Genomic DNA, 20,556 nt, shown 5'->3' with positions numbered 1-20,556 from the left:
GGTGCCGGTTCGCGCCGGCACCTCACTCCGGGCAGGCCTGCGCGGCCAGCGCCGACAACGTGTAGTCGGCGCTGTGGGCCGTGACCTCGCAGTCGGGCGTCGTCAGCAGGTGGCACTCGAACAACGCCTCCAGGCCCGGTTCACCCAGCTCCCCCAGCGCGGCCAGCACGCGCGCGTGCGAATGCGGCCCCGGCAGGGCGGCGACGCGGCGGTAAGCGGCGCGCTGCAAGGGCGTCAGCCCGTGGTGGAAGACCTCGTAGTGCTTGCGCAGGCTGGTGCCGCCCGCAGACATCTCGTCGGGCAGGCGGCGGGTGGCGGCCAGGCGGTCGAGGTGGTCGGCGAGGCGGACGTGGCGCAGGGCGTCGAGGCGGGCGGCGGTGAGCCGGACGGCCAGCGGTGAGCCCTCGCAGTGACGCAGGATCCCGCGCGCGGCACCGGGATCGGCCAGTACCCGGCCGTGGCCGATGATCCGGCCGAGCAGCTCGGTGCTCTCCGCGGCGGTGAACGGCGGCAGCTCCACGCGGCACACGCCCTCCAGCCCGCTCAGGCGCTGGCTGCTGGTGACGATCGTGGCGCTCGCGCCACCCGGCAGCAGCGCGCGCACGACGTCCTCGCCGACGGCGTTGTCCAGCACCACCAGCATCCGGCGGTCCGCGACCCACGTGCGCCACACGGCCAATGCCCGTCGGGCGGACGGCACCGCCCCCAGCCCGAGCAGCTCCAGCAGCTCGGCGAGGACGGTCGCCGCGGGCTTCGCGGTGCCGTCCGGGGCGCGCAGGTCGAGCAGGAAGCGGCCGTCGGGGAAGGCGTCCGCGAGCAGGTGGGCGGTGTGGACCGCGAAGGCGGACTTGCCTGCGCCGACCGGCCCGGTGACCACCACGACGTCGTGTCCGCGGCTGCCGGAGAACTCGTCGACCACCTGGCGCACCTCGGCGCCGCGGCCGACGAAGTCGGGCAGGTCGCGCGGCAGCTGCGTGCCGAGCGCGGTGCGCGGAGCGACGGCCAGCAGCGCCCGGTGCGCGGCGGTGAGCGCGGGACCCGGGTCCACGCCCAGCTCGTCGGCCAGCGCGCGGCGGACCAGGTCGTAGTGCGCGAGCGCCTCGCTGCCCCGGCCGGCCGCGGCGAGGGCGTGCAGCCAGGCGGCGCCGAGCCGTTCCCGCAGCACGTGCGGGCGGACGTGCGGCGCGAGCCGCTCCAGCACCAGCCGGTGGCCGCCGCGCTCGGCGACGAGCTCGGCCCACTCCTCGAGCGCGTCGAGGAACCGCTCCTCACGCCGGTCCGCCTCGTCGGCGAGCCGCGGGAACTCGGCGAACGGCCGCTGCCACGCCATCACCGCCTCGCCCAGCAGCTCGGCGCCGATGGCGAAATCGCCGTCCAGCACGTGCCGGCGCCCGGACCGCACGAGGTGGTCGAAACGCTGCAGGTCGCACTCCCCCGGCCCGACGCGCAACCGGTAACCCGGTCCCACGTGAGTGAGCCGGTCGCCGAACGCCTTGCGCAGCTTGGAGACGTAGACCTGCAGGTTCTTGCGTGCGCTGCGCGGCGGCGCCCCGTCCCAGAGGGTCTCGGTCAGCTCGTCGACCCCGACGATCGTGTTCGCCCGGCTCAGCAGCACGGCCAGCAGCAGCCGCTGCTTCGGCCCGCCGAGGTCGGCCTGCCGACCCCCAGTGGCCACGCTCAGCTCACTGAACACCCGGCAGTCCAGCACGGACACGGCGACTTCAGGGGTAGCGGTCATACCCTGAACCAACCAGCCCGGACGCCCGCGCACATGGGTCGCGTGCCCCCACATTCTCCCCGCGGGCGGAAAGGTCCATACCAGCGGAGACCCGTGGAGCACCTCGCGGTGGCGCGCGAGCCGGGTCGCCGGCGCGGTGCCCGGGGCAGCCGCGTCGGCGGCACGGGACCTCACCCGCGCGGAATCTGGGGGATTCCTACCCATGTCCGCCGGGGCGGGGCGCTGGCACGATCAGGGCCGTGAGCATCCCTTCCTTCACACCCCGCTGGTGGTCACCCGGGCTGACCTCGGGTGAGCGCCGGGCCGGCGACGCCGTGCCCGCGTGGGCGCGGTTCGTCGAAGGGGTCGTCGAGGACGGCACCCGCGAACGGCTCCTCCCGGCGGACTGGCGGGGCGCGCTGACGTCGGTGTTCGACCCGTTCACGCGGGAAGCCCGGCGCCGAGCCGGCGGCGGTGCGGACTTCGCCGCCGAGCTGGGTGGCCGGCTGCTCAACCTCGGCATCCGCACGCTCGTGCTGGAGCTGCACCACGCCCGTGCGGCCGGCCGCCTCGACGGCGAAACACCGGAAACGCGCTTCACCGACTTCGTCCGCCAGACCGGCACCCGCGGAGGACTGACGGGCCTGCTCACCACCTACCCCGTGCTCGCCCGGCTGCTCGGCCAGGCCTGCCTCGACTCCGCCGACGCGCACCGGGAACTGCTCGACCGGCTCGACGCCGACCGCGCCGCACTGGGCGTCGGCGACCTGGTCGCGGTGCACGGCGGGTTCGGCGACGCGCACCGCCGCGGCCGCTCCGTGAAGGTCCTGGAGTTCGCCGACGGCACCCGGCTCGTCTACAAACCCCGCTCCCTCGCCCTGCACGCGCACTTCGGCGAGGTCGTCGCCTGGCTCGGGACACACCTGCCCGGGCTGGAACTGCGGACCGTCGACGCCGTGGTCCGCGACGGCTACGGGTGGCTGACGTTCGTCGGCCACCGGCCGTGCGCCGACCTCACCGAGGTCGACCGCTTCCACCGCCGCCAGGGCATCCTGCTCGCGCTGCTGCACGCCCTCGACGGCACCGACGTGCACTTCGAGAACGTGATCGCCGCCGGCGACCAGCCCGTGCTGATCGACCTCGAGACGCTCTTCCATCCGTCCCCGCACCGCGGCGGCGAAGGCCCCGACCCGGCCGCCGAGGCGCTGGCGGGCTCGGTGCACCGGACTTCCCTGCTGCCGCAGATGTTCCTCGGCGAGCACGGCGCCGTCGACATCTCCGGGCTCAGCGGCGGCAGCGGCGGCCGGCTGCCCGCCGACCGCGTCGGCTGGCTCGACCCCGGCACCGACCGCATGCGGCTCACCCGTGTGCCCGCCGAGCTGCCCGGTGGTGTGAACCGGCCGCGGCTGGGTGGGCGTGCCATCGAGCCCGCCGAGCACAGCGCCGCACTGCTGGCCGGGTTCCGCCTCGGGTACGACACGATCGCCGCACACCGCGACGAGCTGACCGGCCTGCTCGCCCGGTGTGCCGGCGACGAGATCCGCGTGCTGATCCGGCCGACGAACTTCTACGCCCGGGTCCTCGACGAGACCACGCACCCGGACCTGCTGCGCGCGGCCGACGACCGCGACGCCGCGTTCGGCCTGCTGGCGGCCGACAGCGCCGACCCCGTGCGCGGCACGCTGGTGCCGAGCGAGCTGGCCGACCTGTGGGCGGGTGACGTGCCGCTGTTCACCGGCCGCCCCGGCGCCGCGGACCTGTGGGACTCGGCCGGACGGCGGTTCCCGGACCTGCTCCCGGCGCCGCCTCTGCGGGTGGTGACGGAGAAGATCGCCGCGATGACCAGCGTCGACCAGCGGGACCAGGCGTGGCTGATCTCCGCCGCGCTCGCCACCCGCCCGGGCCCGGTCACGCACCGCTGCGACGAGCTCGCCGACGCCGTGCCGGTGATCGCGCCGACGGCCGCCCAGGTGCTCGCCGCCGCGTCCGGGATCGCCGACCAGATCCTCGCCCGAGCGTTCTCCCGCGACGGCCGCGCCAACTGGCTCGGGCTGGAGCTGGTCGAGGAGCGCTACTGGACCGTGCTGCCCATGGGCGCGGGCCTCGGCGAGGGCTACCCGGGCGTCGCGCTGTTCCTCGCGCAGCTCGCACGGCTCACCGACGTCGACCGCTACCACGACCTGGCCGTGCGGGCGCTGCGCCCGATCCCCGCGCTCCTCGCCCGGTTCACCGCCGATCCCGAGCTGGCCGCGGCGGCGGGGTGCGGCGGGCTGCTCGGCCTCGGCGGCGTCGCGTACGCGCTGGCCCGCTTGGCAACGCTGCTGGACGAGCCCGCTCACGACCTCGTCGAGCAGGCCGTGGCCGCGATGCCCGCGCCGGATCCCGCGCTGCCCCGCCGTTTCACCACCGGGCTCGCGGGCGGGATCACCGCACTGCGCTCGGTCGCGACCCTCACCGGACTGGCCGCCGCGACCCGATTGGCCGACGACTACGCGGACCTCGCCGCCCGCCCCGCCCCGGAGGGCGAGCCGCCCGGGTTCGCCTTCGGCAGCGCCGGGATCCACTGGGCCCTCAAGGAAAAAACGGACTTCCCACCCGAGCCGACCGAAGACCACGGCTGGTGCTCGGGCCTGGCCGGCCTCACCCTCGCGCACGCGCACGACCCCGTCGCTCTGGAGCGGCTCGGCGGGCTCGACTCCTGCGTCACCCGCCTGGCCGAACGTGCGCCGTTGCGCGACATGTCCTTGTGCCACGGCGAGTTCGGGGTCGTCGACGTCCTGGTGACGCTGGCCGAAGGCGGCCATCCGGGCGCGCGCGAAGCCGTCGCGAAACGCACCGGCGCCGTGCTCGCCGCCATCGGGCAGCGAGGCGCGCTCTGCGGCACCCCCGGCGCCGTGCCCTCGCCCGGACTGCTGACCGGGCTCGCCGGCATCGGGTACGGCCTGCTGCGACTGGGTTTCGCCGAGCAGGTCCCGTCGGCGCTGCTCCTGCAGCCCCTTGTCCACCGCAGTGAACGAAACACCGAGGAGGAAACCCCGTGCACAACGAGTCGGTAGAGGACAACCCCATCGGCGCCGTCAGCCTGCCGCAGCCCTCTCGCGTCGGGTCCCGCAACCACGCCCTCGCGGGCGACAAGCCCCGGGCGGCCGACGCGTTCGACGACTGGTCGCCCACCGTGGTGTCGTTCGTCATCGGCGTCTGACCGGCGTGGTCCGGACCAGTCGACCATCCCCTGAAAGCACGCCCCACAGGAGGAGAATCCATGCGAAACGAGCCGGCTTCGGACAACCCCGTCGGCGCCGTCACCCTGCCGGAGCCCTCTCGCGTGGGTTCGCGCAACCACGCTCTCGCCGGCGACAAGCCGCGGGCGACGGACGCGGACCCGATCGGCACCGTCGTGTCCTTGATCATCTTCTGAAAAGCTGCTCCGGTTGGTGCACCACCGTCGAATGACCCTCGTCGATCGGAAAATCACCGGCTAGCATCGGATCCGTGGGCCTCCGTTCGCCGCGCGTCGTCGGCCGTGACGACGAACTCTCCGTGCTGCAGCGAGCGTCCGACGAGCTGCGCTCGGGCCGGGGTGGCGCGGTTTTCCTCGTCGGTGAAGGCGGGATCGGCAAGTCCCGGCTGGCGGCCGAGGCCGCCGGCCGGGCGCTGGCCGCCGGACTGCCGGTGCTGCGCGGGCGGGCCAGCTCGATCGGCCCGATGGTGCCGTTCCGGCCACTGGCGGAAGCGCTGCTGTCGCACTTCCGCGGCGGGCGTCCGCCGGAGCTGCCGGAGCTCGACGCGTACCTGCCCGTGCTCGCCCAGCTCGTGCCCGACTGGGGCAGCCGCGACCGGCCGCACCAGGGCGGTTCGCTCGTCGTGCTGGCCGAGGCCGTGCTGCGGCTGCTGGCCGTCACCGCGCGGGAGTCGGGCTGCGTGGTGGTGCTCGAAGACCTCCACGACGCCGACGCCGAGACGTTGTTCATCCTCGAATACCTCGTCGACAACCTCGCGGGCGCCGGGGCGCTGCTCGTCGCGACCCAGCGCGACGAGCCCGGCGACGCCCTGCGGCTGGCCCACGCGGCCGACCGGCGGGCCAGCGCGACCGTGCTCCCGCTGCGCCGGCTCGGCCGCGGCCACACCCGCGAGCTCGCCGCGGCCTGTCTGGAGACCGAGCCGGACCGGCTGCCCGGACAGGCGATCGACCTGCTGTGGCACACCAGCGACGGCAACCCGTTCGTCCTCGAGGAGCTGCTGCACGGCATGGTCGGCGATGGCCTGCTCGTCGACGGCCACGACGGCTGGCAGGTGATCGGCGAGCCGGGCTCGCGCGTGCCCGCCGCGCTCGTCACCACCATCGCCGGCCGCGTCGGGCAGCTCGGCGCGGAGGCCGAGACACTGCTGTCGGTCGCGGCGATCCTCGGCGGCCGGTTCCCGCTGGCGATCGTGCAGCAGGTGACCGGGATGGACGACCACACGCTGCACAGCCACCTCAGCGCCGCCGTCACCGCGCAGCTCGTGACGACCGACGAGACCACGCCCGGCTGGTACGCCTTCCGCCACCCGCTGACGGCGGAGGCGCTACTGGCGCGCCTGGTCCCGTCGACGAAGGCCGACCTCGCCGCACGCGCCGCCGACGCCGTCGAAGCACGGCACCCGAAACTGCCCGGCGACCTGTGCGCGCTCGTCGCGTCGCTGCGGCTGACGGCCCTCGACGAACCGGCGGCCGGGCGGCTCTTCTTCGAAGCCGGGCAACGCGCGCTCGACGCGGGGGCGGCCGATTCCGCCGTCGCCATGCTCACCCAGGCGCACCAGCTCCTCGCGACGGCCGATCCCGCCGACCGCGCCGAGGTACTGGGGACCCTGCTCCACGCACTCGGGCAGACCGGCCAGTTCGACCGCGCCGTGGAGCTGGCGGCGGAGTTCACGGAGACCGGTTTCCTGGAACGCGCGGCGAAAGTGCACACACAGCTCGCGTGGGTCGCGTACGTGGCCGGCCGCCACGACGACTGCCTGAGCCAGATCGGCCAGGCACGGTCCCTGCTCGGCGCGCCGAGGCCGGAGGAGCAGCAGGCCGCGATCGACGCCGTCGAGGCGACGCTCTGGCTCGACGTGCCGGGTCCGGACCACACGCGCCGCGCGGAGCGGCTGGCCCGCCAGGCCTGGCAGGTCGCCGAGTCTCCTTTCGTGGCGTGCCAGGCGTTGCAGGCGCTCGGCGTGGTGGTGCTGGAGCGCGACCTCGACGAGTCGGAGGAGTATCTGCACCACGCGCGGCGCATCGCCGAGGAGAACCACCTGCACCACCTGCACACGCAGGTGCTGGCGCGCATCGGCGGGCACCGCGTGCTCGCCGAGGGCGACGAGAGCTTCCTCGACCTCGCGCACGCGGAGGCCCGCCGCACCGGTGCAATCACGCTGAGCTGCACGGTGGACTCCGTCCGCACGATGCACGCGATCATGCGCGGCGAGTTCGCCGTGGCGGCCGAGCTCACCGACCGGAACATGCCCGTGCTCACCCGGCTGAAGCTCACCGCGCTTTCGCAGTACCTGCTGATGACCCGCGCGATGGCCGCCGCGCACCGCGCCGACCGCGCGGGCATGGAGCTCGCGCTGGACGAGTTCCTCGCCGCGGGCGGGCAGCACGCGCAGGAGATGGTGCTGTGCCTCGGCCTGGCGCGCACGTTCTGCTCGCTGCTGGAGGAGAACCCCGACCGGGCGCGGCGCGAGCTGGCCCAGGTCGACGCGATGGAGGAGGAGAAGCCCAGCCGCTTCCACCTCTCCGGGCGCCACGGGCTGCGGCTGCTGCTCGACGCGCTCGCCGGCGTCCCCGGTACCGCCGACGGCACCCACGCGGCGCGGCGGATGCGCTGGAACCGGCAGTTCATCGGGCTCGCCGACGCCGTCACGCTCGGCCGGAAAGGCCTTGCCGCGCAAGCGAACGACGCCGTCGCCGACGCGCTGGAGGCCGCCGCGCCCTACCCGATGGCCCGGCACCTCGGCCTGCGGCTCGTCGCGGAGACCGCGGCCGCCGACGGCTGGGGCGATCCCGTGACGTGGCTCAAGGACGCCGAGGAGTACTTCCACTCCGCCGAGATCCCCGCCGTCGCCAGCGCGTGCCGCGGCCTCCTGCGCCGGACGGGCGCGCACGTGCAGCAACGGCGCACCGGGCTGGAGCGGGTGCCGCAGTCGTTGCGCTCCAGCGGTGTCACGGTGCGGGAGTACGAGGTGCTGCAGCTGCTCGCGGGCCGCATGAGCAACAAGGACGTGGCGCGGCGCCTGCACATCTCGCCCCGCACGGTGGAGAAGCACGTGGCGAGCCTGATGACCAAGCTCGGCCACACCGGGCGCGCCGAGCTGACGGAGTACGCGTCGGCGCTGCCGGAGCGGTGACGCGAGCGCTCAGTCGAGGTGGCTGAGTCCCGGCCACAGCTGCGCCCAGGTGCCGTGGGGCCGGCGGCACAGGTAGATCGCCGCGTGGTTCGTGGTTTCTTCGTCCGGGACGCCGCCGGGGGTGGTGACGGGCGCGATCTCACGGACGTCGGACCAGAAGCGGCGCAGGTAGGCCGGACCCCACTCCCCCACGCACAGCACGGTGTCCGGAGTGCCGGCGGGCGGGCCCCACAGAAGATAACCGTTGTGGGCGCTGGAAACCGGCAGCCGCAGGCCCGCGTCGGGACCGAGGAGGGTCAGGGCGCCGGCTTCGCCGTAGTTGCTGGTGAAGACGCTGGAACCGGGCGGCAGGGTGGCGGCGACGGCGGTGACCTGGTGGACGAGATCGGGCCAGCCGTAGGTCTCCACCAGCTGCGGGTTGACCGAGGCGAACACGCGTTCCGCGCCGACCGGCAGTACGGGCAGGCCGATCAGCACCGCGAATACCCCGGAGAGGCCGATGGCGATCTGCCAGCGCCGCGGGGTGACCGCGTTCCGCGTTTCCGCCCACACCCCGCCGGCGGCGAACAGGCCGAGCAAGGCGGGCGCCGCGTAGTAGCTCTTGCCGCCGCCCGCGGTGAAGATGACCAACGCCGTCACCGCGACGACGAGCACCCACCGGTGCTCGCGGTTCCCGGCCAGCCACCGCACCCCGAAGATCCACAGGGCGATCAGCGGCGGGCCGGCCAGCACGAGCAGCAGCAGCGGCACGTTCGGCAGCGCCCCGAGCGGCCCGCCCTGCTCGGCCGAGAGCACACCCGCCATGCGGAACTGCGCCCAGCTGTGCTGCGCGTTCCACACGACGTTGGGTGCGACCAGCACCGCGGCCAGCGCACCGGCCAGCCACGGCCCAGGGGTCCGCAACACGCCGCGGCGGAACAGGGCCAGGCCCATGAACACGCCGAGCAGCAGCACCCCGACGGTGTACTTGTTCTCCAGCCCGGCCCCGGCCACCGCGCCGGCCAGGAGCCACGCGCGGACGGTGCCCGACCGCAGCGCCCTCGCCACCGTGACGAACACCACGGCCCAGGCCAGCTGGTCCGTCACCGTCGTGCCGAACAGCATCGAGCCCGCGACGAACACCGGGCACGCCGCGACCGCTGCGGCCGTGAGGGTCTGGGCCCGGGCGCGACCGCGGAACTCGGCGGCGAGCTTGGCGGCCAGCAGGACGCAGCCCAGCTGCGCGGCGATCGCGAGCAGCCGCAGGGGCAGCACGCCTCCGGGCAGGTCGGCGGCCAGCCGCGCCAGGAGTGGCGTCAGCGGCGGCTGGTCGGGGTAGCCCCACGCGAGGTGCCGGCCGGAGACCACGTAGTAGAACTCGTCGCGGTGCCAGCCGAAGCGCGCCGCCACCGCCAGGTGCACGGCGCCGGCGACGGCGACCACCGCCAGGATCGGCCGCCACGCCAGCCGCTCGGCTCGGGCGGCCGGTCTGTCGGTTTCGAGCATTCCCGTGTCATGCATGGCTTCACGCCTTCCGGTCAGGACGGGGACGGGTACGGACGCGGCCAGGATCCGAGGGCGGACCGTGGCCCGGCAGGCGTGGACGGCCGGTGATGACCCTCGCGAGCTTTCCCCTGCCGCGAAGGACATCCCGGCCTTCCGGTCAGGACGAGGGACGGGGCACGAACGCGGCCAGCACGAGGTGGCGGACCGTGGCCCGGCAGGCGTCGTCGTCGAGGCTCGCGGAGTCGGGGTCGCCGAGGCGGTGCCAGGCGAACCACGCGATGGTCTCGACGATGAAGCGCGCCGCTGCCGGAACGTCGGGGACTGCGCTCACCGCGCCGGAGCGGATGCGCCGGGTGAGGTAGGCGGCCAGGGTGTCGAGCATGCCGCGGCGCCGCTGCACGAAGTAGTACTGGGCGAGCTCGGGCAGGTCGGCCGCGCAGCGTTCGACCAGGGCGAGCAGGTGGCGGTTGCGTTCGATGAAGCCGTAGAGCTCGTCGACGATCGCGCCGAGCTCGTCGGCGACGGGCCTCTGCCTGCGGCCGGCGGACGCGGCCAGCGCGGGGAGGCCGCTGTCGTCGGTGGCCCAGCCGTCGATCAGCGCGACGATCTCCTCCGGCGTCGGCGTGGGCACCGGGGTGGCCAGGGTGTCCAGCGCGTCCGGCCGGATCAGGCGCAGCAAAGCCAGGTACAGCAAAGCTTCCTTGCTCTTGGCGTAGGTGTAGACCGCGCCGTGGCTCAGGCCGAGCGCCGCGGACACGTCGGACACCCCGGCCGCCTGGTAGCCCTTCGCGATGAACACCCGGGCCGCCGCCTCGGCGATCTCCCCCACCGGCCGCGCCGGCACTCTCCCTCGCACCCGCACAGTATTGATTGACTGACTGAGTCAGTCAATAGTCGGCGCACTACGATGGGGCGAGAACGAACGGAGGCGGTCCCATGACGACGAAGAACCCGGTCGCGCTGGTGACCGGCGCGGCCGGGGGCATCGGCGCGGCCGTGTGCCGCGCCCTGGCCGGGCAGGAACACCGCGTCGTGGTGCACGATTTCGGCAAGCCCGAGGCGGGCGACGCGCTCGTCGCGGAGCTGCCGGACGCCGTGTACGTCGACGGCGACATCTCCGACCCCGGAGTGGCGCCGAAGCTGGTCGCGGCGGCCGTCGAGCGGTGGGGCCGGCTCGACGTGGTCGTGAACAACGCCGGCATCGCGCGGTGGATCCCGCACCGGGACCTCGACGCCGTGTCGGACGAATGGTGGGACCAGGTGCTCGGCGTGAACCTGCTCGGTCCGTGGCACCTCTCGCGCGCGGCCGCGCCCGCGTTGCGAGCGAGCCGCGGCGCGATCGTCAACGTGGCGTCGGTGGCCGGGTTGACGGTGAGCGGCAGCTCGATCCCCTACGCGGTCAGCAAAGCCGGGCTGATCCACCTGACCAAGCTGCTGTCCGTCGCGCTGGCACCGGAAATCCGTGTCAACGTGATCGCCCCGGGCTACATCGACACTCCGCTGACCCACGACTGGACCGCCCTGCGCGACAACGCCGGCGCGCGGGCGCCGCTCGGCCGGCTGGGCGCACCCGAAGACGTGGCGGCGGCCGTACTGAGCCTGCTCAACAGCCCGTACACGACCGGCGCCGTGCTGACTGTCGACGGCGGCCTGAACCTGGCCTGACGGCTCAGATCCGCCAGGTGATCAGCTCGTCCAGCGGCAGCTTCGCACGCTTGCCCGCGCTGCCGCTCGGCGGCGCGTCCGGGTCTTCGGCCGAGTAGCCGAGCGTCAGGACGCCCGTCAGTGCGACGTCCTCGGGAAAGCCGGTGAGGGCGTGGACCGCGTCGAACTGGCCCTGGTCGCCGGGGCCGAAGAAGCCCGTGGCGAGCCCCTCGTCGTTGGCGGCGAGTTGCAGCAGGGACAGGAGTGCACCGCTGTCGAACCACCAGTACGGCACGGGCCACTCGTATTCCGCACCGTCGTCGTCGGTTTTGTCGGCTTCCTGGTAACGCTCGTGGTAAGACGCTTCCCGGATGCCGACGGCGATGTGCACCGGCGCCTTCGAGATCCACGCCGGAAGGCCGAAGTCGAGGTACGGCTGCTCGACGATCTCGGCGATCCGGGCGCGGACGTCGGGCGCCGTGATCACCGCGAGCCGGTGCCCCTGACTGAAACCGGCACTCGGCGCGCGCCGGACCACGCGCACCACCCGGCGCAGGACGGCTTCGGGCACCGGATCGGGCCGGTACGCCCGGACCATCCGCCGGTGGCGCAGAACCTCGGAGAACTCCATGCGATCAGCATGGCGCAAGATCCACCGCGCCCGCCGGAGTTTCGAGAAGAGTCGAACCGTGACACGCGAGCCGGGAAAAATAGTGCCGGTTGGCGAACAGTCAGACGAGTGGGAAATTTTCCTTCGCGACCGGTTTCAACCCGAATGACCGTCACCAGTGAGAGGTTCTCACTGCCATTGAGCCAAGATCTACTCACCAACTGACACCGACTTGACATGACACACCGTCGCACCATCACTACGCCGCCAGATGATCTGTGTCGCTTCCCACGCACTCTGTACACATGTCGTTGCTTGTTCTTAACCTCGTCGTGCTTTTGCGGTGACCTGCGATCCACCCCCGAGGATCAGCGGCCGGAAGCCACCGCGAGACTCCGGCAGACGCGGCCCCTCCCCGGGCGCGGAGCCGGGCCTGCGGTGTGAAAACGAAGGAGCCCACCCCCGTGGGGCGACACAGCAAACCCAGTCACACCAAAACCGTCCTCAAACGCACCGGCGCGACCGCGGCTCTCGCGGGCGCCACGCTCGGCGGCATCGGCCTCGTCGGCGCCGGCCCGGCCAACGCCTTCCCCGGGCAGGCCGGACTGGTCAAGTGCGAGAGCTCCGGCAACCCGACCGCGGTCAACAACACCGCGGCCGGTCAGCGCGCCGGACGCCCGGCCGGTCTGTTCCAGATCGTGACCAAGACCTGGCTCGCGAACGGCGGCGGCCAGTTCGCCCCGACCGCGGACAAGGCCACCCCCGCCCAGCAGCAGGTCGTCGCGGACCGGATCTACGCCAAGTCGGGTTCGGCGCCGTGGGAGTGCAGCACGGGCGCCGGCCCGGCCGGCTTCGGCTCGTTCTCGGGCCAGCTGAGCACCGGGTCCGCCGACAGCGGCTCCGCCACCGCCCGCAGCAAGGCCAAGGCCGCCAAGCCCCAGGCGAAGACCCAGCTCAAGGCCAAGGCGAAGCCGCAGGTCAAGAGCACGCCCGCGGCCGGCACGACGCGGTCGAACCCCAACGGCGACTACACCGTCGTCGCGGGCGACACCCTGTCGGGCATCGCGGCGCGCACCGGCGTCGCCGGCGGCTGGCAGCACCTGCAGCAGCTGAACTCGGCGTACGTCCCCGATGCCGACCTGATCCTGGTCGGGCAGAAGATCGCCACGAAGTGACCTCCGTCCGCGTCCGCGCCGCTTTCCCCCGGGCGCCGCGGACGCGGACGGCGAGCCACCGCGGATCCCCCGCCGCGGGTGCGCTCGGGCACCTTCGGCGAGTTCGCGGCGGAAGGCGCGCGGGGTAAGCGGGCTCTCGTTGTGGGAACACCGGCCCGCCTACCCCGCCCGTCCCCGCCGGCACGCGCCATCCGCCGTCTTTACGCACCGTCCTGCGGCGGCTACGACGTCGTCCTCGCGGCGCTGGCGGCCGGGTGCTCGATGGTCCACACCGGACCGTTCGAGCCGGGGCTCGCGCTGCGTCAACTGTCCGAAGAACGCTGCACGGTCGCGTTTCCCGCGTTCGAGACGAGCTGGCTGCGCGTGCTCGACCACGCGGAGTTTCCTCGCGCGATCTGTCCGCGCTGCGCCTCGTGCTCAACGTCGGCTCGCCGGAACGGCTGCGCGCCACGCAGGCGCGGATCGCCCCGGCCGGGCAGATGTCGTCCTGGGCTCGACGGAATCCCCCGGCTTCTGCCGCGTCGGCTCCCCCGACGACCCGGCCGACGTCCGCGCCACCACGAGCGGCACCGTGCTGCGGCACAGGGAAGTCCGCGTCGTCGACCCTTCGACTCGCGCGCCGGTCCCCGCCGGCTGCCTCGCCTGCGGCGTCGTCCAGGTCGTCGCCGCCCCCGACGCCCGCCTGGGCGAGGTGGCCGCCGCCTTCATCCGGCTCCTCCCCGGCGCCACCACCACCGAACGCACTCTGATCAATCACTGCCTCGGCCGCATCGCGACGTTCAAGGTGCCGCGCTACATCCGCTTCGTCACGGACTGGCCGATGTCGGGCACGAAGGTCCAGAAGTTCCGCCTGCGGGAGCTCGTCGCCGAGGAACTGCGCTCCGCGGGCATCACGGAAGCACCACGGCTGTCGTCCCGTCCGGCCGGGTGGGCGTAGTCGTGGCCGACCGCCTCCTCGCCGCCCGCCCCAGGCCGGCGGCCCCGGCCACCTTCGCCGAATTCCGCCGGACCTTCGACGCACTGGAACACTCGGCCGAGGGCGCGCTCCGCGCGAGTCTCGGCACACTGCGCCCCGGCGTGGCATGGGCCGACGAGATCGACACCACCGTCCCGCCCGGCGAGCAGCGCTGGGTCGTCGACCTGGCCGACGGCGCCGTCCAGTACCTGCGCGGCCTGCCTACTGGTGCGTCAGCATCACCCTGGTCGAAGACGCCGTCCCGGTCGCCACCGTGATCCACAGCGAAGTCCGCGGCGAGACCTACCACGCGGCGATCGGCCTCGGCGCGTTCCTCGACGGCGAGCGCCTCACCCCGGCCGCCACGGCCGAGCTCCCGGTCACGCTCGTCGGCACCAGCCAGCCGCCGTTCATCACCGCCCAGCCGAACGCCGCCGAGCAGGCCGGCCGCTCACTCTCGGCCGTCCTCCCGCACGTCGGCGCGGTCGGCAACCTGGGCCCGACCTCCCTGCAGATCGCAGACGTCGCCGCCGGGCGCACGGACGGCTTCTGGCTCTACGGCCGCGACGCCGGCAACCTCCTGGGCGCAAGCCTCATCGCCCAGGAGGCGGGCGTGGTCGTCAGCGACGCCGACGGCAACCCCTGGCACCCGCAGGCCACTTCGTTCCTCGCCGCGCCCGCCCAGCTCCACGCCGAGTCCCTGGGCCTGCTGAAGAACGCCTCATCACCGCCCGCCGCCCTCAGCCGACGGGCGCACCGATCAGCCGGCCACCACGGCGGCGAGGTCGTGGCGGCCCCGGTCCGACCGAGCGCTCGCCCCGCGCGGGAGCGAGCGCTCGCGCGGCTCAGCCGGCCAGCGACGCCTGCAGGGCGATCTCGGGGACGCCCGCCAGCGCGCGGCTGACCGGGCAGCCGGCCTTGGCCTGCGCCGCGTACTCCTGGAACTGCTCCTCGGTGACGCCGGGCACGCGGCCCTGCGTCAAGAGCTCGACCTTGATGATCGTCGGGGCGCCGTCGACCGGGCGCAGCGTGACCGAAGCGTCGGTTTCGATCGACTCGGCCGGGAATCCCGCACTCGCCAGGGTGTTGGCCAGCGCCATCGAGAAGCACGACGCGTGCGCCGCGGCAATGAGCTGTTCCGGATTCGACCCGGGGCCGTCCTCGAAGCGCGACTTGAAGGTCACGCTCCCGCTGATGCTGCCTCCGCCGGCGGTGAACTGACCGGACCCGGTGGGAAGGTCGCCGTTCCAGTTCGCGTGCGCCTTCGAGACGGGCATGGGTCCTCCAGAATCGTCTTGGGTGTCTGGTGCCCGGCCGAGCCGGGCAGTCACAGTCAATCAGGCGGGGGCCGCGTTCGCCAAAGTTCGGGCTACCCCGGCCGGACCTCCGCCTAGGCTGGCCTAGGCGGAACCCGCCTGAGGAGGAGACCGGCCATGCGCGCGATCGTCGTGCTGTTCGACACGCTCAACCGCCGGTATCTGCCGCCCTACGGGGCGACGGGCGTGCTCGCGCCGCACTTCGAGCGGTTGGCCGACGTGGCCGTGACGTTCGACAACTGCTACGCGGGCAGCATGCCGTGCATGCCGGCGCGCCGCGAGCTGCACACGGGCCGGTACAACTTCCTGCACCGGTCGTGGGGTCCGCTGGAGCCGTTCGACGACTCGGTGCCCGAACTGCTCTCGCGCACCGGCGTCCACACCCACCTCGTCACGGATCACCAGCACTACTGGGAAGACGGCGGCGCGACCTACCACAACCGCTTCGACACCTACGAGTTCTTCCGCGGCCAGGAAGGCGACCGCTGGAAGGGCCAGGTGGCCGATCCCGAGATACCGGAACCGGCGGTCGCGGGGCGGCGGGCGCCGGCGATGGTGCGCCGGCACTGGGTGAACCGGCAGCACTTCCTCGAACCCGGGCAGCACCCGCAGACGCTCACCGTCGACGCCGGGCTGGAGTTCCTCGGCACCAACGCGGGCGAGCAGGACTGGTTCCTCCAGATCGAGTGCTTCGACCCGCACGAACCGTTCGTCGCCACCGAGGACCACCGCGCGCGGTACGCCCTCGGCCACCAAGGCCCGGAGTACGACTGGCCCGGCTACCGCAGGGTCACCGAACGACCCGGCGACACACTGAAGGTCCGCGACGAATACCGCGCCCTGCTGTCCATGTGCGACAGTTCTCTCGGCCGCGTGCTCGACGCGATGGACGCCCACGCACTGTGGGACGACACCCTCCTCATCGTCGGCACCGACCACGGCCTCCTGCTCGGCGAGCACGGCTGGTGGGGCAAGAACGTGCAACCCTGGTACGACGAGAACATCCACACCCCGCTGTTCGTCTGGGACCCGCGCACGGGCGCCCGCGGCGAGCGCCGGGCCGAGCTCGTGCAGACTGTCGACTTCGGACCGACACTGCTCGACTTCTTCGGTGTACCAAGGCCGGCCGACATGCAAGGCCTCCCGCTGACGGGCCCCGCCACGCGGGAAGCCTGCCTGTTCGGCAGCTTCGGCGCGCACGTCAACGTCACGGACGGCCGGTACGTCTACCTGCGAGCCTCCGCCACCGCTGACAACGCCCCGCTGTTCGAGCACACCCTCATGCCCACCCACATGAACACCCGCTTCTCCCCCGCCGAACTGCGTGACGCCGAGCTCATCCCGCCCCTGCCCTTCACCAAAGGAGCGCCGGTGCTGCGCATGCCCGGCTACGCCTGGGGAGACCCGCACGCGTTCGGCACCCTGCTGTTCGACCTCGAAACCGACCCCGGCCAGACCGGCCCCCTCGTCGACGACGACCTCGAGCTCACGATGGCCACCCACCTCGTCGAGCTCATGCGAGCCGCCGACGCGCCCGCGTCCCAGTTCGAGCGCCTCGGCCTGCCCACCGACGGCCCCGTGACGCGCGAACACCTCCTCGTGCGCGCCCAACGCGAGAACGCCCTCGCCGTCCTCGAGGGCCTCCCCCCGGCGACCGAGTTCGGCTCCGCCCTCCTGACCCCGATCGGCGAACTGGCCCCGGTCGCCCGCGAGATCCTCGTGCGCCACCTGCCCCTGCTCGCCAACGCCGACTTCGCCGCCTCGGTCGCGACGCTGTCGGTGTGGGAACTGGCCGCGACGACCCCCAGCCTCACCGCCCGGACCCTGCGCGCGCTCGACGCCCGGCTGACCGCCCTCCCCGGCTGAGCCCGGCGCAACATTTACCTCGCCCAACGTCGCCACCACGGGGGCGGCCTCCGGTGCCGCGCGCTCCGCAGCGCGCCGAGAGTCCTCTTCGGACAGCTGTTCGGCGTCGGCCGGTCAGCCCCGCCCGGCCCGGGCTCCCTCTCAGTCGAGCGCCGCCCGGCTCAGGAACGGGGCCAGCTGTTCCCGCGCCATCTCCGGAGTGACCACTTCGGACGGGATCAGCTTGCCGTAGCTGTAGCTCACCGGATCGTCGTACACGCGCTCGCCGATCAGCTTGGCGCCGGCGGTGTAGACGAAGTTCTGCATCACGTTGTGCTGGATCAGGTAGTGCGAGTCCGGGTCCACCGGCTGCCCGATGTCCTGACCCACCAGGACCGCTCCGGGCGTCATGTGCGCGAACACCATCTCCGTCACGACACCGAAATCACCCACGCACATGTTGGTCGCACGGGCCGCCATCACGTTCGTCTTCGTCTCGAAGACCTCGCGGTAGAACCCCAGCACCGCCTCGTGCCCCACGAGCGAGTGGACGGCACCGCGCTCCGCGATCCGGTACACGGGCTCGTCGATCGTCAGCTCCGGCACCAGGATTTCCTCCCAGTACCCGGAAATCTCGAGCAACGCGTGACGCAGGTAGTTCTTCAGGATCGCGCGGTGCAACGGCTTCTCGGTCGCGTCGAGCAGCTCTTCGATCTTGCGGGGCAGGTAGGTGACGTCGAAGCCCGGTGTCAGCTCGAGGGTCGTCAGCGCGTCGGCGGTGTCGAGGCCGGCCTGTGTCGTCATGGGAATCTCCGTTTCGGAAGTTTCTGGCTGTCTGTCGGGGACCACCGCGGTCAGATGACGGAGATCAGCCCGCCGTCGACCGGAAGCTCGATGCCGCTCACGTAGCTGGACAGGTCCGATCCGAGCCACGCGACGGCGTCACCGATCTCCGCGGGCCGGCCCAGCCGGCGCAGCGGCGTGCGCAGGCGGCGAGCTTCGGTGCCGTCCGCGACGCCGGGCGTCGCCCGCAGCATCTCGGTGTCGATGAGACCGGGGCAGACCGCGTTGACGCGGATGCCGTCCGGGCCGAGCGCGTCGGCCAGTGCCTTGGCCGGCGCGACGACGCCGCCCTTGCTCGTGGAGTAGGCGATGGTGACCGCGGCGCCGCGCAGCCCGCCCATGCTGCCCATCAGGACGATGCTGCCCGCCTTCCCGAGCGCTTTCATCCGCCGGGCCGCGGCTTGCGCGCCGAAGAGCACGCCGTCGACGTTCACTGCCATCAACCGGTGCAGGCCGTCGGCGGCCAACTCGGCGCCGTCCGACGGGAGCGTGATGCCCGCGTTGCAGACCATCACGTCGACACCGCCGAACTCGGCGGCCGCCTCCACGAGAGCGTCGACCTCGCCCGCGCTCGTGACATCGGTCGCCAGGAACCGGGCCGGCCTGCGCGCGTTGCGTCGGCGGGGTGAACTCGAGTCCGGCCGCGACCGCCGGTGCGGTGTAGCGCTCCATGGGTTGGTCCTTTCAGCGGCAGGCGGCGAAGGGCACGCACTGGAAGCCATCTTCGGACAGTTGTCCGCCAGACGACGACAATTCGACCTGGAGCGGCTGTTGTCAAGACTCAACATCCGTTGAAATACCCTCCTGATGGTGCCCTGAGAGCACTTGACATGCTGCGCGGCCTCGGTTCACTGTTGCCGGACAGTTGTCCGTAGAACGGCGATAGCGTTGCGATAGGTACGCACGAAGGGAAGCTCGTGTCTCGAATCCTGGTCATCGGGGGCAGCGGCGGACTGGGGCGGGCCGTGGCCCAGGCGGTGGCCGACCACGGGGACGCGGTGATCGTCACCAGCCGCGATCCGGGCCGCGCCGAAGCCGCCGCACGGGAGATCGGCGGACGCGCGACCGGACTCGTTGTCGACTTGGCGATGCCGGAGACGTCGCCGGCGCCGTTTCGGGTGTCGATGAGCTCGACGGGCTCGTCATCACCGCCATCCACCAGGAAGGGGGCAGCATCCACGCGTTCAGCGTCGCCGACGCGGTGCGCGCCGCCACGGTCAAGCTGGTCGGGTACGCCGAGGCCGTCCGTGTCCTTCGCGACCGGTTCACCCCGCACGGCTCGGTGGTGCTCTTCGGCGGCAGCGCGAAAGACCGGCCTTATCCCGGGTCGACCATGGTGTCCGCGACGAACGGCGGCGTCAGCTCACTCGCGCGCACGCTCGCGTGGGAGCTCGCGCCGATCCGCGTCAACGCGCTGCACCCGGTTGTCGTCCTCGACAGCCCGGTCTGGCGCAAGGTCCCCGGCAACCCGCCCGCGCGAACGCTCACCGGCACGCCGATCGCGATGGCCGACATCGTCGACGCCACGCAGTTCCTCCTGCGCAACCCCGCCGTGAACGCGCTAGACCTCCACGTCGACGGCGGCGTGCGGCTGATGGACGGCCCGGTGCCGCTGCAGACACCCGGGGCTCAGGCCTCCGCGAAGAAGTCCCGCAATGCTTCGGCGACGACGTGCGGTTGTTCCTCCGGCAGGTAGTGGTCGCTCTCGACGGCGAGGGTGCGCAGGTCCGTCGCGTACTCGCGCCACACGGCGGGCACGTCGTAGGCGCGGCCGACGAAGCTGCCGCTCCCCCACAGCGCGAGCAGCGGGCTGGTGACGAGCCGGCCCGCCGCCGCGTCCGCGTCGTCGTGCTCGAGGTCGATGCCCGCGGCGGCACGGTAGTCCGCACAGGACGCGGCGATCGCCTCCGGCGTGGAGAAGCACCGCACGTACTCGGCGACGGCGGCGGGGTCGAAGGGCGTGCCGCCGTTGTGGCGGGAGTGCATGCGCGAGGTGACCCAGAACGCGGGGTCGCCGGCAAGCAGCCGTTCGGGGATGCCGTTGCCGGCGGCGAGGAAGAACCAGTGGTAGTAGCCCAGCCCGAAGTCCTTGTCGGCGTGCTGGAACGCGTACCGCGTGGGGACGATGTCCAGCACCGCCAGCGCCCTCACGGCTTCGGGCGCGTCGAGCGCCAGCCGGTGCGCCACTCGGCCGCCGCGATCGTGCCCGGCGACGGCGAAGCGGTCGAAGCCCAGCTCGGCCATGACCCGGAGCTGGTCGTTCGCCATGGCCCGCTTGGAATACTCGTGATCGCCGCCGGCCGGCTTGTCGCTGTCGCCGTACCCGCGCAAATCGGTCAGAACGACCGTGAACTCCCCGGCCAGCCGCGGCGCGACGTGGTGCCAGATCAGGTGCGTCTGCGGATAACCGTGCAACAGCAACACCGGCGGCCCCTCCCCGGCGACCGCGCAGTTGATCCGCACGCCCCCGGCGTCGACCCGCCGGTAGGTGAACTCGTCCGGCAAGGGAACACTCATCGCGACCTCCGGTGGGGCGGCTTCATGATCGACTGTAGCTCGCCGGGTGTCCCCCGCCGGCGGGCCGACACGGG

The 20,556-nt window shown here is 72.8% G+C and carries 19 protein-coding genes and 1 pseudogene; 12 read left to right on the top strand and 8 right to left on the bottom strand.

The annotated features are described in order from the left end of the window. Positions 1 to 22: 22 nt before the first annotated feature. Entirely contained in the window at positions 23 to 1,738 is a 1,716-nt protein-coding gene (locus AB0K15_RS21070; RefSeq protein WP_364052728.1) for a BTAD domain-containing putative transcriptional regulator, read from the bottom strand. A 239-nt stretch (positions 1,739 to 1,977) separates the two neighbouring features. Between AB0K15_RS21070 and AB0K15_RS21065 the strand changes: the two genes are divergently transcribed. From AB0K15_RS21065 to AB0K15_RS21050, 4 genes are all read left to right on the top strand, one after another. Then, entirely contained in the window at positions 1,978 to 4,773 is a 2,796-nt protein-coding gene (locus AB0K15_RS21065; RefSeq protein ID WP_364052725.1) for a type 2 lanthipeptide synthetase LanM family protein, read from the top strand. Then, entirely contained in the window at positions 4,755 to 4,919 is a 165-nt protein-coding gene (locus AB0K15_RS21060; RefSeq protein WP_364052722.1) for a hypothetical protein, read from the top strand. Before AB0K15_RS21065 ends, AB0K15_RS21060 begins: the two co-directional genes overlap by 19 nt. 60 nt (positions 4,920 to 4,979) lie before the next feature. Then, complete coding sequence (locus AB0K15_RS21055) at positions 4,980 to 5,135, top strand: hypothetical protein (RefSeq protein ID WP_364052719.1); 156 nt, start codon at positions 4,980 to 4,982, stop codon at positions 5,133 to 5,135. 74 nt (positions 5,136 to 5,209) lie between these two features. After that, positions 5,210 to 8,092 carry an AAA family ATPase gene (locus AB0K15_RS21050; protein WP_364052716.1) on the top strand — a complete coding sequence of 961 codons (2,883 nt, stop codon included), beginning with the start codon at positions 5,210 to 5,212 and terminating at the stop codon, positions 8,090 to 8,092. Between the two features lie 9 nt (positions 8,093 to 8,101). On the opposite strand, the gene AB0K15_RS21045 is transcribed toward AB0K15_RS21050, so the two are convergent. Continuing rightward, positions 8,102 to 9,592: a glycosyltransferase family 39 protein gene (locus tag AB0K15_RS21045; protein WP_364052713.1), complete on the bottom strand. Its 1,491-nt coding sequence runs from the start codon at positions 9,590 to 9,592 to the stop codon at positions 8,102 to 8,104. Between the two features lie 142 nt (positions 9,593 to 9,734). Beyond that, entirely contained in the window at positions 9,735 to 10,433 is a 699-nt protein-coding gene (locus tag AB0K15_RS21040; protein ID WP_364052710.1) for a helix-turn-helix domain-containing protein, read from the bottom strand. Between the two features lie 80 nt (positions 10,434 to 10,513). On the opposite strand from AB0K15_RS21040, the gene AB0K15_RS21035 reads away from it, so the two are divergent. After that, entirely contained in the window at positions 10,514 to 11,242 is a 729-nt protein-coding gene (locus AB0K15_RS21035; protein ID WP_364052707.1) for an SDR family oxidoreductase, read from the top strand. A gap of 4 nt (positions 11,243 to 11,246) precedes the next feature. Here AB0K15_RS21035 and AB0K15_RS21030 read toward each other — a convergent pair whose 3' ends face one another. After that, the gene (locus tag AB0K15_RS21030) at positions 11,247 to 11,852 is read right to left on the bottom strand and encodes a nitroreductase family protein (RefSeq protein ID WP_364052704.1); all 606 of its coding nucleotides are present in this window, start codon (positions 11,850 to 11,852) and stop codon (positions 11,247 to 11,249) included. A gap of 443 nt (positions 11,853 to 12,295) precedes the next feature. Between AB0K15_RS21030 and AB0K15_RS21025 the strand changes: the two genes are divergently transcribed. The 4 genes from AB0K15_RS21025 (at position 12,296) to AB0K15_RS21010 (ending at position 14,865) form a co-directional block, all read left to right on the top strand. Then, entirely contained in the window at positions 12,296 to 13,006 is a 711-nt protein-coding gene (locus AB0K15_RS21025) for a transglycosylase family protein (RefSeq protein WP_364052701.1), read from the top strand. Between the two features lie 571 nt (positions 13,007 to 13,577). Further along, entirely contained in the window at positions 13,578 to 13,943 is a 366-nt protein-coding gene (locus AB0K15_RS21020; RefSeq protein ID WP_364052698.1) for a hypothetical protein, read from the top strand. A 2-nt stretch (positions 13,944 to 13,945) separates the two neighbouring features. Further along, on the top strand, positions 13,946 to 14,239 hold the full coding sequence (locus tag AB0K15_RS21015) for a hypothetical protein (RefSeq protein ID WP_364052695.1): 294 nt from the start codon (positions 13,946 to 13,948) through the stop codon (positions 14,237 to 14,239). Then, entirely contained in the window at positions 14,236 to 14,865 is a 630-nt protein-coding gene (locus AB0K15_RS21010; RefSeq protein ID WP_364052692.1) for an inositol monophosphatase family protein, read from the top strand. The genes AB0K15_RS21015 and AB0K15_RS21010 overlap by 4 nt, the downstream gene beginning before the upstream one ends. Here the strand turns inward: AB0K15_RS21010 and AB0K15_RS21005 are convergent. Further along, positions 14,807 to 15,238, bottom strand: coding sequence for an OsmC family peroxiredoxin (locus AB0K15_RS21005; protein WP_364052689.1), 432 nt, complete (start codon positions 15,236 to 15,238; stop codon positions 14,807 to 14,809). The genes AB0K15_RS21010 and AB0K15_RS21005 overlap by 59 nt on opposite strands. 156 nt (positions 15,239 to 15,394) lie before the next feature. On the opposite strand from AB0K15_RS21005, the gene AB0K15_RS21000 reads away from it, so the two are divergent. Further along, the gene (locus AB0K15_RS21000) at positions 15,395 to 17,143 is read left to right on the top strand and encodes a sulfatase (RefSeq protein WP_364052686.1); all 1,749 of its coding nucleotides are present in this window, start codon (positions 15,395 to 15,397) and stop codon (positions 17,141 to 17,143) included. Positions 17,144 to 17,284: 141 nt separating this feature from the next. On the opposite strand, the gene AB0K15_RS20995 is transcribed toward AB0K15_RS21000, so the two are convergent. Both AB0K15_RS20995 and AB0K15_RS20990 read right to left on the bottom strand, forming a co-directional pair. Beyond that, a complete protein-coding gene (locus AB0K15_RS20995; protein ID WP_364052683.1) occupies positions 17,285 to 17,926 on the bottom strand; it encodes a hypothetical protein in 642 nt (213 codons plus the stop codon). 50 nt (positions 17,927 to 17,976) lie between these two features. After that, a complete protein-coding gene (locus AB0K15_RS20990) occupies positions 17,977 to 18,687 on the bottom strand; it encodes an SDR family oxidoreductase (RefSeq protein WP_364052680.1) in 711 nt (236 codons plus the stop codon). 195 nt (positions 18,688 to 18,882) lie between these two features. On the opposite strand from AB0K15_RS20990, the pseudogene AB0K15_RS20985 reads away from it, so the two are divergent. After that, positions 18,883 to 18,999 (top strand): annotated as a pseudogene (locus AB0K15_RS20985) (KR domain-containing protein); the annotation flags it as partial. A gap of 110 nt (positions 19,000 to 19,109) precedes the next feature. Further along, positions 19,110 to 19,661, top strand: a complete 552-nt coding sequence (locus AB0K15_RS20980) for an SDR family oxidoreductase (RefSeq protein ID WP_364052941.1) — start codon at positions 19,110 to 19,112, stop codon at positions 19,659 to 19,661. Here AB0K15_RS20980 and AB0K15_RS20975 read toward each other — a convergent pair. Beyond that, a complete protein-coding gene (locus AB0K15_RS20975) occupies positions 19,595 to 20,482 on the bottom strand; it encodes an alpha/beta hydrolase (protein WP_364052677.1) in 888 nt (295 codons plus the stop codon). The two genes, AB0K15_RS20980 and AB0K15_RS20975, sit on opposite strands and share 67 nt — an antisense overlap. Between the last annotated feature and the right edge of the window lie 74 nt (positions 20,483 to 20,556).

The organism is Amycolatopsis sp. NPDC049253 (assembly GCF_040678995.1).
In the GTDB taxonomy this organism is placed as follows: domain Bacteria; phylum Actinomycetota; class Actinomycetes; order Mycobacteriales; family Pseudonocardiaceae; genus Amycolatopsis.
This window is presented reverse-complemented; position numbering and strand designations above follow the sequence as displayed.

What these genes read in the sequence shown, in the direction of transcription:
- AB0K15_RS20995 (WP_364052683.1), bottom strand. Translation starts at nt 17,926, where the DNA reads ATGACGACACAGGCCGGCCTCGACACCGCCGACGCGCTGACGACCCTC.
- AB0K15_RS21000 (WP_364052686.1), top strand. Translation starts at nt 15,395, where the DNA reads ATGCGCGCGATCGTCGTGCTGTTCGACACGCTCAACCGCCGGTATCTG.
- AB0K15_RS21030 (WP_364052704.1), bottom strand. Translation starts at nt 11,852, where the DNA reads ATGGAGTTCTCCGAGGTTCTGCGCCACCGGCGGATGGTCCGGGCGTAC.
- AB0K15_RS20975 (WP_364052677.1), bottom strand. Translation starts at nt 20,482, where the DNA reads ATGAGTGTTCCCTTGCCGGACGAGTTCACCTACCGGCGGGTCGACGCC.
- AB0K15_RS21045 (WP_364052713.1), bottom strand. Translation starts at nt 9,592, where the DNA reads ATGCATGACACGGGAATGCTCGAAACCGACAGACCGGCCGCCCGAGCC.
- AB0K15_RS21055 (WP_364052719.1), top strand. Translation starts at nt 4,980, where the DNA reads ATGCGAAACGAGCCGGCTTCGGACAACCCCGTCGGCGCCGTCACCCTG.
- AB0K15_RS21070 (WP_364052728.1), bottom strand. Translation starts at nt 1,738, where the DNA reads ATGACCGCTACCCCTGAAGTCGCCGTGTCCGTGCTGGACTGCCGGGTG.
- AB0K15_RS20990 (WP_364052680.1), bottom strand. Translation starts at nt 18,687, where the DNA reads ATGGCTTCCAGTGCGTGCCCTTCGCCGCCTGCCGCTGAAAGGACCAAC.
- AB0K15_RS21035 (WP_364052707.1), top strand. Translation starts at nt 10,514, where the DNA reads ATGACGACGAAGAACCCGGTCGCGCTGGTGACCGGCGCGGCCGGGGGC.
- AB0K15_RS21005 (WP_364052689.1), bottom strand. Translation starts at nt 15,238, where the DNA reads ATGCCCGTCTCGAAGGCGCACGCGAACTGGAACGGCGACCTTCCCACC.